Consider the following 15936-nt stretch of genomic DNA (forward strand, 5'->3'; position numbering starts at 1 on the left):
TTTTTAGATCTTTATACACGACCTTGAGTTCGTTCCAGCCATACGGCCTTGGTTTGCGGCTTCACAAATAAAGCAATAATTTCCGGGTGCAGCTGTTTAATCTGCGCTTCGATCCGGTTGACACAGGCTTCAATTTCATCAGAAGTTAAATCATCTTTAAATTCCAGACTCAATGATGCAATGACTTGCTGAGCGCCCATCTGCTCAGTCAATACCCCATTGGCACTGAAAACTGCCGCATCCTGTTGAGCAATGTTCAATACATCTTCACGCAGTTTTGGATCTGCCGTTTCACCCAGTAACAAACCTTTGGTTTCACGTGCCAGAAACCAGGCAGAAACCGCCAGAACAATACCAATTAAAATCGATGCGGCACCGTCTAATTCAGGAATATTCAGTTGATGCGCCAGAAAGATACCGACCAGAGCAATCACCAAGCCAAACAGGGCGGCAGTATCTTCAAATAACACGGTAAAGGTCGTTGGATCTTTACTGTGTCGAAATGCTTCAAAATATCCCAGATTTCCCTTTTGTTTACGAAAAGTTTTTAAAGCCACTGACCATGAAAATCCTTCAAAAAGAATCGCCAGACCTAGCACAATATAATTGATCAATGGATCCTGCATGACTTCAGGCTGAAGAATATGCTGTATCCCCTGATAGATGGATACAATCGCACCCAACGCAAAAACCATCAGTGCCACAATAAAGGCCCAAAAATACAGTTCACGCCCATAACCAAAAGGATGTTTGGCATTTGCAGGTTTTTCTGATTTTTTCATCCCATACAGCAGTAAAATTTCATTCAAGGTATCCACTACGGAATGAATTGCTTCACTGAACATGGCAGAACTATTGGTTATATAGGACGCAACAAATTTCACCAGCGCAATCGCCAGATTACCAAACAGGGCTGCATAGACTACGATTTTATTGGATTCAGACATCCTGACACTGTCCTAAATAAGCTTGTGCAAGCTTGAATGATTTATGTATCAAAATCTTAATCATTTATTATTGAAAGTGGTTTTACAAATTGTTGCTTAGTCGTGATCTCTCCCGCTACTGAATCCCTCTACTTTCTACTAAAATAATTAAAGGGCTTTCGCCCTTTTGATTTTTACAGTTTTAACGCTTGGAAAAATACTGCTCACGCCACTCTTTCCAGAAATACATGATGATCCCGAACATCACCACGGCAATTCCCGCAAAAGCATGACTGCTGATAATTTCATGATTTAAGGTTGCTCCCAATACCAGAGCGATCACCGGCGTCATCACATTACTCAATGAAACGGTCGAAGCATTTAGACGGCGAATCAGCCAGAAATAACACAGCATTGCCACAATCGAAGACATGATCATGGTAAATACAAAACCGATCATTACCTGTGTGCTAGGCAACTGAGTCGGCATATGTTGCCAGATAAACGGCACTAAAATGACTGAACCAGCCGCGGAGACCAGCAATGACCCCGTCGCTTGCGACATCGGACTCAAGGGTGCACTAATCTGTTTAACCCAGAAGATTGAGCTGATATAAGACACCATACTGATCAGCATCAGTACCACACCCCAAGGATTAATCTTGCTGTCTGCCGAGTCGGCAAAAACAAAACATAAACCGGCGACGGCCACTGCCATGCCGAGCCATTGCAGCCAGATCAGTTTATGGGTTTTTAAAATCACATGACCGATTAAACCGGCGATCAGCGGTGAAAAACCAAAAATTAGCGCCATCAAACCTGAGGTCAGATAATTGGCCGCCAGATAAATAAACAGCTGCGCACCGATTAAATTCAAACTGCCTGCCAGATAACTTTTCATTGAAGTGCGGTCAAAAGGCAGCGGGTCGCGCATGATCTTCAGCAGGAACAACGCAATAATCGAGGCACCAAAATAGCGAATGATCAGCACCCACATCGGGTGAATCTCGGCCACGCTCCAGACAATCGCCAGTGGCGTTGCCGCCCAGATCAGCACCAATAAAGCGTAAATACTTGCCGTGACCGGCAATGAAGATGAAGAACTCATAAGTCTCCTAAACGAGGCCAAGAAGTTCTGGATCAGCAACTTCAAAAATAGCGTATAGCGAATTCATGCTGAGATGAAGTTTTAATTTTTGATAAATTCATCAAGTTTCGTGCATAAAAAACAGACCTATGCAAAACATAGGTCTGTCCCAAGATATCTCAATACGACTTAAGCAATTTTGCGTAAGTCTTGCGCGATATCTAAATGTTTTTCAACATCAAACGCCGTATTTTTGCTGATCATTTTTTTCAAATGACGCATTTCTTTGGCTGCATTCACGGTAATCCCGCCAACGATCTGACCATCAGTCACACCGTACATCACGAATGAATTGTCTGCACCTTTGGCTGCATCCATTTCACCACGGATATGCCATTCAGCTGCGGCCATATCGCCGACAAACTGGAAGTTGATATTCAGCTGATCCGTCCAGAACCAGGCCGGATTGGCTTTCGGATGTTCCACACCCATCACGTGACGCGCGAAGATGCCTGCCTGAAGGTTGGCATTTTCCCAGGTTTCCACACGGCGGTGATTGCCACAGTCACGTAACTGGGTCGCAACATCGCCCGCTGCATAAATATCAGCATTCGAGGTTTGGCAGTGTTCATTCACTTTGATCGCAACATCAACATCCAGACCTACATCTAGCGCAAGCTGTGCATTTGGCACGATTCCGATTCCGTAAACTACAGCATCAGCACGCAGTTCTTCACCGCCTTCCAGCGTTACCACGACTTCTTCACCATCTAAACGGCAATCTGTAATCTTGGTTTCAAGACGCACATCGACCTGGTTTTGACGATGCTGCTCTAGCAGGAATTCGCTCAGGATTTGTGGTGAACAACGACCCATAACCATCGGACCCATTTCGATCACAGTCACCTGACAGTCTTTGTAACGTGCAGATGATGCCAACTCAAGACCAATCACGCCACCACCGATCAGGATGATACGGCGACCGGCTTGAAGTACAGGCACCAGTGCCTGTGAATCTTCCAAGTTACGCAGGGTATAGACGTGTTTGCCCAAAGCATCGAAATTAGGCAAACGGCGCGCGGCACCACCTGTTGCAAGCAAGAGCTTGTCGTAAGCAACAACATCACCGTTCAGGAGTTCAACCGTTTTCGCTTCGGCATTAATTTTCGCTACGCCATTGCCGCGAATCGTTTCTACGCCTAAATCTGCCAGTTTCTGTTCCGACAGGATTTCGATCTTGGTTTCTTCAGGTTTTAGAATCACATCTTTAGACAACGGTGGACGCTCATAAGGAAGATGGCTTTCATCACCAATTAAGGTAATTTTGCCTTCATACTTGTTGCCACGAAGTTCTAAAATTGCGCTCGCACCTGCCTGGCCAGCACCCACGATCACGATGTTGTTTACGTTGCTCATTTTCTTAACCTTTTAACTCTGCAGATACGATACCAAAGCCGGCAATCCATTCGCTGATGTCTTCATAGCAATGCGTGGTCATTTCATACTCACCGACTTCATGTAATGCAGCAAAAGCAGCCATCCAGGAACGGACTTCCTGACCGCCACGACCGCCATCACGACGGATCTCAGCTTCCGTCATGGCTTCTAATGTTGCAAAATCAGCATTCTTGAAGGTTTCCAGCAGGGCAATATCCCATTCAGCATTCAAAGGCACGGCAACTGACGTATCCCCTGCTGCCAGCTTTTGACCCACTGCAATAATTTTGGATTGACGTGCATGACGTGCTTCAGGCGTTGGATAACGGCCTGCAATCAGGAACTCTTCCACTTCTGGTGGTACAGCACCCATTTGCGGTGTAGGTGGATCATGTGACAGACCACCGGTACCTAAAACAAGCACACGCTCGTTTTCAAGGTTTAAAGACTTGATGTATTGACCCACAGCACGGCCTAAAGCGATGGTACGCTTGGTAGTTGGCATCGGTGCTGCAGCGCCATTAATAAAAATTGGAATCGTTGGATAACGGTCAAGTTTACCTTCACACAGGAAATGTAAGGGCTGAGTCACGCCATGATCCGCCTGCATACGGTATGAGTAGGCAACATCTACGCCTTCATCCAGTACACGTCGAACCAGATCTAATGCCTTGTCTTCAGGTACATCAATATGGTCATTGTCCTTGCCATAATCCCAGTCACCTGCGGCTTTGGCACGAATACCCACGCAGAAACTTGGCATCAGGTCATAGAAGAAACCATTAAAATGGTCAGGACCAAAAGTGATGATCAGGGTTGGGTCGTAAGCTTTTACTTCAGCAGAGAGTCTTTCAAAAGCAGCACGAACTTTTTGCTCTTTTGATTGATCTTGAGGTGAAGCAAATTCCATTAAAGGACTGTGCGATGCACAAATAAGTTTAACGGCCATGAGAGACTCCTAGAAGGAAAGCAGCCCTGAGAGAAGAGGCTGCCGGTAAGTCCATTTGAATGAGACTAGATGTTTATTCGTCAAAGAAACCTGCACGTGGCTGACGTAGGCCACGAATACCCAAACCGCATTCTGCATTGATCAGAACACCAGTCAGAGGACGGTTATTTTGACGAGATGCCAAGAGCACGTATGAGCCGGTCATATCTTCCGGTTCAGGCAAGAAATTCAGTGGCATGCTACGTGCAATTTTCTCAGGATCACGTGCATCGAGCAGGCCCACATTTTCCTGACCGAGCGATGCCGCGCCTTTGATATTCACATTCATACCTGACGGCGCAACCGCGTTCACTCGTACTTTAGGCGCAAGCTCATAAGCCAATTCTTTCATAATCCCGACACCCGCATGCTTAGATGCAGTATATACAGGGCCTCCGCCAGCGGAGTACAGTGCCGAATTAGACAAAGTAAATATGATAGAACCTTCAGAAGCGATCAATGCATCCAGTGCAGCCTTCGCACCAAGGATCAGAGATTTGGTATTAATCCCCATAATCTCGTCAAAGGCTTTCTCCAGCTGCTCACCAGAGGTATTGACGATATCGGCATAGTGATCCCAGATACCGGCATTACCAACGAAACAATCGAGTTTACCGAAACGTTCCACAGTTGCTTGAACTGCACGAACGTTATCTGCATAGCTGGCTACATCACCTTCGATCGCAAGAACTTTTCCACCGAAGTGTTCATTTAATGCATCTACTTTAGCTTTTGAACGTTGAAGAACAGCGACTTGCGCACCTTCCTCAATAAAACGTTCTACCAAAGCCCAGCCTAAGCCTGAACCACCACCAGTAATAAGTGCAACTTCGCCTTGTAGCCAACCCATGCTTACTCTCCTGCCATCTCTACAAACAATTGACCATCTTCAACAATCACTGGGAATGTTTTGATTGGATCAGTTGCAGGTAAACACAATGCTTCACCTGTTTTTAAACAGAAACGTGCTGAATGCAATGGACATTCAACAGTACCGTCATCTTCAAGGTAACCTTCAGACATTGACGCATTACCATGACTGCATTTATCGTTCATAGCGAAGAATTCACCGCCATTGTTAAATACAGCCAGCGCTTCGATACCGTTTACGCCACAATCTACTTTTAACGCTTCGCCTTCGTCTAATTCGTCAACTTGGCAAACAAAAATCTTATTCATTAGAAGAACACACTCAGGTTATGTGAGCTATATGTCGCTTGATCAAGCGTGATCTTACGGTTGAAGATCTGGAAGCCGAGGCCGCCTTCAACTTTACGGATCTTGTCATGACGTTTACCGCAGTAAATGACAATGTCTTTCTCTTTTTGCGTACGATATAGCAAATAGGTTACGTACACGTCGTATTCGCCTTCAACTTCAGTTGGCTCTACGATCACGTTGCTCACCATGTGGGTGGTACGTGATGGAGGCTCTTCAGCCCAAGCCATACCGGTTTCCAGACGTGCTACACGACGTTCTAAAAGGTCTTTCGAATCGTTAAACACCCAAGTGGTAGGTGGTTCAACTGAACGACGACGGTCACGGGTTTGTGCGTTTGGCGTGGTACGTAGCGTGTAAGAAATATCTTCAGCTAACGTATCCAACCATTCGCGGAATTTCCAATCGTCTAGCAATTTTGCTTCGCGATACAGGAACTGACTAATTTGGTGATGAAGTTCTAAGCTGATTTGACTCATTTCATAAGCTCCTTCTCATATTCGTCAGCTGCTTTTTCTACGTCTTCCCATTTTTCATGGATCAATAAATCTGCCCAGCGGCGGTACATACCACGTGCTGCAGTTTCAGAGAAAATGTAGTTGGTGATACCCGGGATACCATCTTCACGTACTTTTTCGTTGCCTTTACCCATTTCCATAATGAGTTTGTTTTGACGCGCTTTATAACCACGTAAAACTTTTTGGATCTCGATCCAGTTTTCAGAGTCATCTTGCTCCAGGAAACCGGCTGGACCAAAGGCACGCGTTGCAGAACGCTCAAATGCTTCTTTCACTTCTTGAGATGCTTCAGCATCAGCAATACAGAATGCCCACACTTCAGTTTTGTTTGGACCACGTGGGTGCCATACGCGAAGTGTTGCAGTACCGTTCAACCAAGACAAAGTTGGGAACATGGTGTTGTGCCCTGCAAGACGCAGTGCACGAGTCTCGCCTAGGCGCTCTTTAACTTCGTCGTAAGTTTCACGGAAGTAGTTGGCAACTTCACCGTCAACCCATACGTTTGCATCTGGTTTTTCAGTAAAGAAGAAGCCTGAACCGTGACCACGTGAACCGTATTGGATCGCGTCTTTAGCCGTTTCCCAAACTGGACGAGCAGTTTGCGCAGCACCTAATTTCTTAGATGATTCGTCGTCTGGTTTCGCACCCAATACTTGGATCGCAGAAGCGTGAGAGAACAAGGCGTGGTATTGGTCAGATGCAAACTGTTCCGCTGCAAACTTCCAGTTACACTCGATTTCCCACTTATGTACACCACCAATGATTTCCGTACCACCTGGACGACGGTCAACAACGCCATCTAAGTACCACGCGATATCGCCCATGTATTCTTCAAGATCAGGCGTGGTTTCATCCCAACAAGCGAATACCAAGCCTTTGTAAGACTTCACACGATTCACTTCAACCAGACCCCATTGCTCTTTACATGCACCATGCGGATAAGCACGATCTTCCAGCGGGATATCTTTTAAAGAACCGTCAATGCCGTATGACCAGCCGTGGTACGGGCAAGTAAATGCACGGGTATTACCACAGTCAGCGAAGCTTACACGCATAGAGCGGTGACGACACTGGTTTAAAAATGCTTTGATTGAGCCATCTTTTTGACGTGCCACAATGATTGGATCTTCACCCATGTAGGTGTTGAAGAAATCACCAGCCTTAGGAATTTGGCTTTCATGGCAAAGGAATAACCAAGTACGACCGAAAACACGTTCGAGTTCTAATTCGTAAATGTCAGGATCTGTATAAATAGATGGCGTAATACGTCCATTTTGTGCATCGACTAAAGCATCGATTTCGCGCACATCAATTTTTCCACTCATGAAAAGCTCTCCTGTGACCTATCTTTGGCACAAAGTAATAGACTCAACTTTTCAACGATGATGGATTTGACAGCGTTTTTCGGGAAATATTTTTTTTGTTTCAATTAAGAGCTTAAAGCAATTATTAAGCACGTGAATTTTTATATTAAAACATCTATTAATCCCGCCAGAGCATTTAGTTTATGAATGGGAAAATAATCTTCACGACATAGTTGTTTATAGATTATACTTTGAGGAAATTATAGTAAGACATTTTTTGGATTACTCTTTGGGTTGATGACATGGAATTACGACACCTTCGCTACTTTATCACCGTTGCTGAAGAGCTCAATTTTAGTAAGGCAGCACTTAAACTTTATACGGCTCAACCCTCACTTAGCCAGCAAATCAAAGACCTGGAAGAAGATGTCGGGGTAAAGCTACTCAACCGAACCAAACGTAAAGTAGAGCTGACCGAAGAAGGTACCGTATTCCTGGAACAGGCTCGTCTCACCTTGGCACAGGCGGACAAAGCGGTTGCCATGGCACGTCAGGTGTCACAGGCCAAACAGCAAATGCTCCGCATCGGTTTTGTACCGGTGGCCGAGATGAAAATCTTCCCGTATATCTTGCCAAATCTACGTGTACAGAACCCGGATTTAAAAATTGAACTGCTCAGCCTGAACAATAATGAGCAAATGCGTTTGTTAAAAAAAGGCGATCTGGATCTGACATTTACTCGTCATAATTTCAATAGTGATGAAATTGAAAGCCAGTTCGTGATTCGTGAACCGCTAATTTTTCTTCTGCCTAAAGATCACCCTTTAGCAAAATACGAAAGAATTTCTGTTAAGGCATTGAATAGTATTGATTTTATTATCCCATCAGCAGAGCAGTCCTTGACCCTAAACCAGGCGATTCTGGACTTTGCCAAAGCCAACGGCATTGAATTCAATATTGTGCAAAAGGCCGATAATATTTTATTTAATATCAACTCGATCGGAATGGGCTTGGGCTGTACCATTTTGCCTGGCTATATTGCACCACTGACTATGGATAATACCGTGATTCGTCCGCTGGACGTGGAATTGCCCTATTTAGACCTGTATGTCAGCTACCATAAAAACAATAAATCCTATGCCGTCAGCAAATTTCTTGAACTTTTGACTCGTGTGTTCTATCTGGATATTAACCGTAGCGAACAAAATTAATTCTATTCCTTTCCTGCATTAAGCACATGCCATTCAACTTTTGATAGGCATGTGCTTTTTTTATTTTATTATTTTATGCTTAAGAATTCGTTTTTAATTCTATTTTGTGATAAAGAATCTATTTCTAGCGTTTAAATTTGTCACTTGACCTCGACCAAAATTGTGTATTTTTAGCTCTAAATGTGCTGCATTTACCACTTAAGTCTAATAAAATTTAATTCGGATTTTTCTCAGTTTAAATAGCTCAAACCTATAAAAATTATTAGATTTTTAGATTTATCCAAATAAATGAGAATCAAACTCACTTAGGTACGCTACCTTAAATATTCCCGATATAAAAAAGGATGACCGAAGCCATCCTTTTTAAAACTACATCGAGCTTATTTTACGCCGTGTACAGCCAAGTAGTTTTTGATCACAGTGTTGAACTCATCTGCTTTTTCAACTTGAGACCAGTGACCGCATTGGCTGAAGATATGTGCATCAGCATTTGGCACGATGTTCAGGATGTCCCAAGTACGAGAAACCGGAATCACCACGTCTTGCGTACCATGAATCAATAGTACAGGCACAGTAATGTCTTTCATTTTTTCGAAGTCTAATGGGAATTCGAAACGGTCACGGTCACGTGCGCCAACCACATCCATTAAACGATTTGATGCATAGTCATTTGCAGCAGAAGCAAAACGTACTTTTACCAGTTCATCAGTAATCAGGTCTTTGTTTACGACAAACATAGAAAGGGTTTTCTTGATTCCTTCTTCTGTAAGAACTGGGTTTGCGTGAGCTTTAAGTGCAGCTGTCTGTTTCGCACCGCCCGTACCCATAGACACGATACCCAAAATACGATCTGGATAATCCAATGCCATCTGGAATGCTAACCAGCCACCCAGAGAGTTACCGACCAACCAGGTTTTTTCGATACCCAAAGCGTCTAGCGTACGAATCGCATGATCTACCCAGGCACGGATACCATATTCAGTACCCGGCGCAACCACAGTTTGGCCATAACCAACGGTATCAATCGCGATACAACGCGCCTGCTCGCCAATTTGTGGCAGGTTTAACCACCAGTTTGCCGCGGCCGATACACCTGTACCTGAACCGTGTAAAAATAGAATAGGCGTACCTTCACCAATTTCGTGGTAATGGGTCAACTCGCCTTCAGCGGTTTCAATCCATTTGTCTTCTAAGCCAAAGAATGGATCTGTTTGATAGTCAGGGATTTGAACAGTGCTCATATTGCTTCCTCTTACAGTCTTTCGCTTGCGTGTCCCTCTATTTTCAAGAATTCGACGTCAAGTTGACTCATTAAAATGACTTGTGTACACCCTTATATTAACCGCTCAACCGCAGCAAACTGATACAAAATTACGATTGCACCCAACAAAATAGATATAATTTAAGTGTTTGTTTTATATATTTTTTTATAAATTAAACCCTACATAAACTAAGGTTTTAACTGCATTCTTAAACCAAAAAGCAGCCAGAAGACTGACTGCTTTTAAAATATAGGGGTATTAGAATTTATGGGTATAAGTGGTGGCGACACGGTATTCTTGCAGGTCTGGTTTTGCTGGATTGGCAAAATTCACATCAATATACATCGCCTGTACACCCAAACCTTTTAATTTACCTTCTGGCACAGTGTAGTTCACGATGGCATTCACTTCATCCGTATTGAAGTTCTGACCTTGATACGCCCCAGTACCTTTCTGATCATAACCTTTGAAATATACGGCTGTTGCGTTTAGGCCTTTTGCACCCATTTCAGAGAAGTCATAGCCATAAGAAACACTCCATGACTTTTCTTCTGGTGCGGTAAAGGTCGCTACCCCCCAGTTCGCCAGATAAGGCTGTGGCACCCAGCCACCCAATGTCGGGAATGCGCTATCACTAAACATTTGCTGGTAACCCACACCTACGCTATGTGCACCATGATTCACTTTTGCGGCGACAGACACAGCCTGGTTATCGATCTCACCATACAGCTTGTCACCTGACTCCGAGTTATCGAAGTAACGAATATGGCTATCTAATTTGGTTTTTTCACCAAGCGCAGTTTTGTAATTGACACCTAGATAATGCTGTTGATAAATGTCTTGAACATCGGCATACCAGTAGCTCGCACCTACTTCTTTAGTGAGTTGGTGATCTACACCCGCAATCCACATGCCATCAGCTTCAGCACCCGTATCATAGAAACTTGGTGGAGCAAATTTAGTTAAATCACGGAACTGGTTGTCATAACGGTTATTAATGCCATCAATATAAGCCAGAGTCAGTTTAGTATCTTTAAGGTCTTTAGACTCTAACCAGGCACCACTATAAGTCGTCAATAACTGACGCGATGGATCGAATACCAAGACTGGAGATACCGGCAATAACTCACCGACTTTCAGTTCAGTTTGTGACACTTTGGCTTTTAAGGTCGCGCCGACTTTACCGAAATGGTCTTTTGACTCTTTGCCATCGTGCGGTAAAACCCAGTCCGGATTTTTATCACGGCCATTGAGTTTGACTGCATGTTGCACCAGTACATCAGCACCAACCTGCACACCACCACCGATATCGTGATAACCGGACTTGGCATCCAGAGTCACCCCTTGTGACCAAGAACCCCAGTTACGTGATGAATAGTCATCTTGATACTGACGGTCTAGATAAAAGTTTTTAAATTTGAGTTGAACATTGCTGTCGTCAATAAAGTCTGCATTCGTTGCAGTTGTCCCTAAAGTTGCTGTCGCAGCAAGCATTGCAATCCATAAATTGTGACGACGCATGATGAGTTCCCCATTCAGCTAATAAAATCCATGCAGCCATCATGCGCAAGTCGGTTTAAATAAAAAATCCGACCACAGTATTAAACTTTTGCTCTTTTAGCTCTGCATATTCCGGGCCCAGATTTAAGCACTCAATCTCTTAGATTTTAAACCGATTAATGAAAATAAAAATTTGACCAGATATTTAATTCAAATTTCTGTTTCCTTTATTAATAAGTGCAATTTTTTTAAAAACTTTAAGATAATATTTTTTATTTATCGTTTTTATGTTTAAGGAAAAAATTAAACTGAAATAATCTTCACATAACACTATAACTAAAATATCTGAGATCAGAGTTTTAATATATTATTAAATCTACTTAATAATAAAAAAGCATCCAAATCGGATGCTTTTTTATTAGCCTTATTTTAATACGAATGCATTAAAAATTAAGCTTGTAACTCGCGCGCTTTAGACATGGTTAATGCCAGGTCTTCAATCATGTCTTCCTGACCACCTACCGTACCACGGCGACCCAGTTCCATCAGGATTTCACGTGCAGATACGCCATATTTCGCTTCAGCGCGTTTAGCAAACAACAGGAATGAAGAGTAAACACCCGCATAACCTAAAGTAGCCGCATCACGGTCTGCACGAATTGGGTTGTGCATCATTGGAATCACTAGATCTTCAGCAACATCTTGTACTTTGAACAAGTCAACGCCAGTGTCCATACCCATACGGTTTGCCACAGCGATAAACAGTTCAAGTGGCGTATTACCTGCGCCAGCACCCAAACCTGCAGATGCCAAGTCAACACGTACTGCACCTGCCTGAACCGCAGCAACAGTATTCGATACACCCATACCTAAGTTGTGATGACCGTGGAAACCAAGCTCAATGCTTGGGTCCAAGTGTTGACGTAAGTGACCTACGCGATCAATAACGTCTTGAGGAAGCATATAACCTGCTGAATCTGTCACATAGATACAGTTTGCACCGTAAGACACCATCTTGTTTGCTTCTTCAAGCAATTTTTCAGGTGTTGCCATGTGCGCAAGCATCAAGAAGCCCACAGTGTCCATGTCTAGTTTACGTGCAGCGGTGATGTGCTGTTCAGAACAATCCGCTTCAGTACAATGCGTCGCCACACGAATAGTAGAAACACCAATTTCATGTGCCATTTTCAAATGGTCAACCGTACCGATACCAGGAAGAAGCAATGCAGAAATTTTTGCATTTTTCATACGTGGCACAACAGCAGACAAATATTCTTCATCTGTTGCAGCAGCAAAACCGTAGTTCACTGATGAACCGCCCAGGCCGTCACCGTGCGTTACTTCAATTAAAGGTACGCCTGCATCATCAAGTGCGGTTGAAATTGCAATCATTTGCTCAACAGTCGTTTGATGGCGCTGCGGGTGCATACCATCACGCAAAGTCATATCATGAACAATAATCTTAGACATTTTGGTATTCCTTTAAGCTTCAGCGATGTTGAACACGTGTTCTGCGAACATTTCTGCAGTACGTGCAGCTGCTGCAGTCATAATATCCAGGTTGCCTGCGTATTTCGGCAGGAAGTCACCCAGACCTTCAACTTCCAAGTAAATTGATACACGGTTGCCATCAAATACTGGACCATTTACCAGTTTGTAACCTGGTACGTATTTTTGGACTTCCTTGATCATGGCATGTACAGATTCAGTGATCGCTGCCTGATCCGGCTCACCTTCTACTAGACAGTGAACAGTATCACGCATCATTAGAGGTGGCTCAGCCGGGTTAATGATGATAATCGCTTTACCTTGTTTCGCGCCGCCGACTTTCTCAATGGCACCTGCAGTAGTACGTGTGAATTCATCAATGTTTTTACGCGTTCCCGGACCAACCGACTTAGTCGATACAGTTGCAATGATTTCGCCGTATTCAACAGGTTGAACGCGAGAAACCGCAGCCACCATCGGAATCGTTGCCTGACCGCCACATGTCACCATGTTCACGTTTGGTACTTCGCCCGCTTGTAGTAATGCTTCAAGGTTGACTGGTGGTACACAAAATGGACCAATCGCAGCAGGCGTTAAGTCGATCATCAACACGCCAAGTTCATTCAGCTTGCGGCTGTTTTCAGCATGGACATAAGCAGAAGTTGCGTCGAATGCAATTTTGATGTCATCTTCAAGAATATGAGGAAGCAGACCATCGACACCTTCAGCTGTGGTTTTTAAACCCATTTTTGCAGCACGCGCCAGACCTTCAGAAGTCGGGTCAATCCCCACCATCCAAACAGGCTCTAACCATTCGCTACGTTGTAATTTATAAAGCAAATCAGTACCAATATTCCCTGGACCGATCATTGCACATTTAATCTTTTTCATGAATGTACTCTCTTGGAATCTTGATTATTCAGCTGCGAATGCAGCAGTTACTGAACCAAAGCCTTCAATTTCAACCTTGAATTCATCACCTGGTTGAGCCACAACCATTGGACCTAAGGCACCCGTCAAGATGATGTCGCCTTTTAACAGCGGACGACTACGGCGTACCATTTCATCTGCCAGCCAAACAGCAGCATTCAATGGGTTTGCCAGACATGCTTTACCCACGCCTTGAGAAACGACTTCCTCACCGCGTGTCATCACCATCTTGCAGTTCACAAGATCAAGATTTTCTAATTTAACCGGCTGAGAACCTAAGACAAATGCAGCAGAAGATGCGTTATCCGCCACAGTATCAATCAGGCTAATTTTCCAGTTTTCGATACGGCTATCGACCACTTCAATTGCAGGCAATGCATAATCAGTTGCGCTGATAATGTCTGCATACGTGTGTTTTTCTTTGGTTAAATCCTGGTTAATCACCAATGCGATTTCTGCTTCAACTTTTGGCTGAAGCAGAAGGCCAGCTGGAATTGCTTCACCATCGCCATAAGCCATGTCGGCAAATAACATACCAAAATCCGGCTGATCTACACCCAGTTGCGCTTGAACGACTTTAGACGTCAAACCGATTTTACGACCCACCAGACGGCGACCTTCAGACAAAGCACGCTCGGTATTCACTTCCTGAACGGCATAGGCGATATCTACGTCAGCACTTTCACCGCCAAGTTCCGGGCGAATCGGTGCAATCGCAGTTTGTGATAATTCAGCGCTACGAAGTGCTTGTGCAACTGATTCAACAACAGCAGAATTCGACATCAATGTTTCCTTAAACTGCAAAAATTAGGCTTATGCCGGCATCTAAGAGGGACAGAAAATATGAAAATGATCAGGCTGATCATCCGCATGGACTGCCTTTCTCAGAGCGAGCATAGGAATAAACAGTTTTAGGATGGGAAAAATCCGGCATTTGTGCCAATAGTTATTTTATTTTTTGCTATAGCTATTATCTATAAGAATAATTTATAAAAAATTAAATAAAACAAAATCTTATTGTTTAAAACACATCGTTATTTAGCAAAATAACTGCCATAATATGACCGAATAAAATCAGTACAATTACGACTTTAGACTAAAAGATAAGAACCAGCGCTTAAATCTGCAGCATTCCCCAGCCAATTTAAACCGAGGAAATACTTGTTTTTCATTACAACCAAGATAATGGATTAAACTGCTTGTTTCCATTGGACTTTAGCCAACAATGCGCTATGCAAAGCAGCCACATCATCCACGATACAGACTGGATTAAATTGTGCTAAAAGTTCAGGCGCATGTACGCCATAACTTACGCCAACACTTGGCATGGCAATATTTTTCGCCATTTCCAGATCATAAGACGTATCACCGACCATAATCGCATGATCAGCCTGCACACCGGTTTCTGCCAGAATTTCTTCTAACATGAGTGGATGAGGTTTAGAACGGGTTTCGCTGGCTGCGCGCGTACTCACAAACAGCTCTTCACTGTTCGTCTGTTTTAATACACGATCCAGACCTTTACGGCTTTTCCCTGTGGCTACTGCCAGCTTCACGCCTTGCTGCTGTAAATCTGCGAGCATGTACGCTACGCCTTCAAACCAGGAATCTCCTGATGAGTTGGCAACATAATGATCGGAATAAGCCTGCAAAATATCCTTATGTAATTCTGGTACTGTCGGGAATAAACGCTGTGCAACTTCAGGTAAACCCAGTCCAATAATACTTTTCGCATCTGCATCCGTTAACGGCTGCTGAAACTGCTGTGCGGCAAACTGCAAACTCGCCAAGATTTGACCGACTGAATCAAATAAAGTGCCATCCCAATCGAAAATGACCAATTTTACAGGTGAGTTCATAAAAGATTTCCTAGATTTGATTCAGTCTTGAAGCCCTCTCCTACAAGGAGAAGGAATTTTTCATTCTTAAGCAAATGACTTTAATAAAAGAACCAATAAAGTCGAATTATCAATGAAGTTTTAATTCAACATTACTATTTAATAAGTAACGTTCCCTCTCCTGAACGAGTTTAAAGCACTGCTTTAAACGACGTGCAAGAAGGAGACT

Annotated in this window: 15 protein-coding genes; 1 reads left to right on the plus strand and 14 read right to left on the minus strand. The window is 43.6% G+C overall.

Going from position 1 to position 15936, the window contains the following annotated elements:
* Positions 1 to 11: 11 nt before the first annotated feature.
* The 8 genes from NI470_RS03645 to hcaE all read right to left on the minus strand — a co-directional run bounded on the left by NI470_RS03645 (position 12) and on the right by hcaE (position 7499).
* On the minus strand, positions 12 to 947 hold the full coding sequence (locus NI470_RS03645) for a cation diffusion facilitator family transporter (RefSeq protein ID WP_253147736.1): 936 nt from the start codon (positions 945 to 947) through the stop codon (positions 12 to 14).
* Positions 948 to 1128: 181 nt separating this feature from the next.
* Positions 1129 to 2034, minus strand: coding sequence for a DMT family transporter (locus tag NI470_RS03650; protein ID WP_253147737.1), 906 nt, complete (start codon positions 2032 to 2034; stop codon positions 1129 to 1131).
* 168 nt (positions 2035 to 2202) lie between these two features.
* Positions 2203 to 3429: a 3-phenylpropionate/cinnamic acid dioxygenase ferredoxin--NAD(+) reductase subunit gene (hcaD, locus tag NI470_RS03655; protein WP_005102991.1), complete on the minus strand. Its 1227-nt coding sequence runs from the start codon at positions 3427 to 3429 to the stop codon at positions 2203 to 2205.
* 4 nt (positions 3430 to 3433) lie between these two features.
* On the minus strand, positions 3434 to 4399 hold the full coding sequence (locus NI470_RS03660) for a 3-carboxyethylcatechol 2,3-dioxygenase (RefSeq protein ID WP_253147738.1): 966 nt from the start codon (positions 4397 to 4399) through the stop codon (positions 3434 to 3436).
* A gap of 73 nt (positions 4400 to 4472) precedes the next feature.
* On the minus strand, positions 4473 to 5288 hold the full coding sequence (gene hcaB / locus NI470_RS03665) for a 3-phenylpropionate-dihydrodiol/cinnamic acid-dihydrodiol dehydrogenase (protein ID WP_253147739.1): 816 nt from the start codon (positions 5286 to 5288) through the stop codon (positions 4473 to 4475).
* 2 nt (positions 5289 to 5290) lie between these two features.
* On the minus strand, positions 5291 to 5617 hold the full coding sequence (hcaC, locus tag NI470_RS03670; protein WP_004278517.1) for a 3-phenylpropionate/cinnamic acid dioxygenase ferredoxin subunit: 327 nt from the start codon (positions 5615 to 5617) through the stop codon (positions 5291 to 5293).
* Positions 5617 to 6135: a 3-phenylpropionate/cinnamic acid dioxygenase subunit beta gene (hcaF, locus tag NI470_RS03675; RefSeq protein WP_004647365.1), complete on the minus strand. Its 519-nt coding sequence runs from the start codon at positions 6133 to 6135 to the stop codon at positions 5617 to 5619. Before hcaF ends, hcaC begins: the two co-directional genes overlap by 1 nt.
* Positions 6132 to 7499, minus strand: a complete 1368-nt coding sequence (gene hcaE / locus NI470_RS03680; protein WP_004278520.1) for a 3-phenylpropionate/cinnamic acid dioxygenase subunit alpha — start codon at positions 7497 to 7499, stop codon at positions 6132 to 6134. Before hcaE ends, hcaF begins: the two co-directional genes overlap by 4 nt.
* A gap of 281 nt (positions 7500 to 7780) precedes the next feature.
* Between hcaE and hcaR the strand changes: the two genes are divergently transcribed.
* Positions 7781 to 8689 (plus strand): DNA-binding transcriptional regulator HcaR, encoded by a 909-nt coding sequence (gene hcaR, locus NI470_RS03685; protein ID WP_253147740.1) that lies wholly within the window; start codon positions 7781 to 7783, stop codon positions 8687 to 8689.
* A gap of 380 nt (positions 8690 to 9069) precedes the next feature.
* Here hcaR and NI470_RS03690 read toward each other — a convergent pair whose 3' ends face one another.
* The 6 genes from NI470_RS03690 to NI470_RS03715 form a co-directional block, all read right to left on the minus strand.
* A complete protein-coding gene (locus NI470_RS03690; RefSeq protein WP_213686461.1) occupies positions 9070 to 9930 on the minus strand; it encodes an alpha/beta fold hydrolase in 861 nt (286 codons plus the stop codon).
* 279 nt (positions 9931 to 10209) lie between these two features.
* On the minus strand, positions 10210 to 11472 hold the full coding sequence (locus tag NI470_RS03695; RefSeq protein ID WP_253147741.1) for an OprD family outer membrane porin: 1263 nt from the start codon (positions 11470 to 11472) through the stop codon (positions 10210 to 10212).
* 429 nt (positions 11473 to 11901) lie between these two features.
* Positions 11902 to 12921 (minus strand): 4-hydroxy-2-oxovalerate aldolase, encoded by a 1020-nt coding sequence (gene dmpG, locus NI470_RS03700; RefSeq protein WP_005107995.1) that lies wholly within the window; start codon positions 12919 to 12921, stop codon positions 11902 to 11904.
* 12 nt (positions 12922 to 12933) lie between these two features.
* Complete coding sequence (locus NI470_RS03705) at positions 12934 to 13830, minus strand: acetaldehyde dehydrogenase (acetylating) (RefSeq protein ID WP_213686463.1); 897 nt, start codon at positions 13828 to 13830, stop codon at positions 12934 to 12936.
* Positions 13831 to 13854: 24 nt separating this feature from the next.
* Entirely contained in the window at positions 13855 to 14652 is a 798-nt protein-coding gene (locus NI470_RS03710; RefSeq protein WP_253147742.1) for a 2-keto-4-pentenoate hydratase, read from the minus strand.
* Positions 14653 to 15059: 407 nt separating this feature from the next.
* On the minus strand, positions 15060 to 15728 hold the full coding sequence (locus NI470_RS03715; protein ID WP_253147743.1) for an HAD-IA family hydrolase: 669 nt from the start codon (positions 15726 to 15728) through the stop codon (positions 15060 to 15062).
* Positions 15729 to 15936 lie beyond the last annotated feature (208 nt).

The sequence above is a fragment of the Acinetobacter lwoffii genome (assembly GCF_024129115.1).
Classification (GTDB): Bacteria; Pseudomonadota; Gammaproteobacteria; order Pseudomonadales; family Moraxellaceae; genus Acinetobacter; species Acinetobacter lwoffii_T.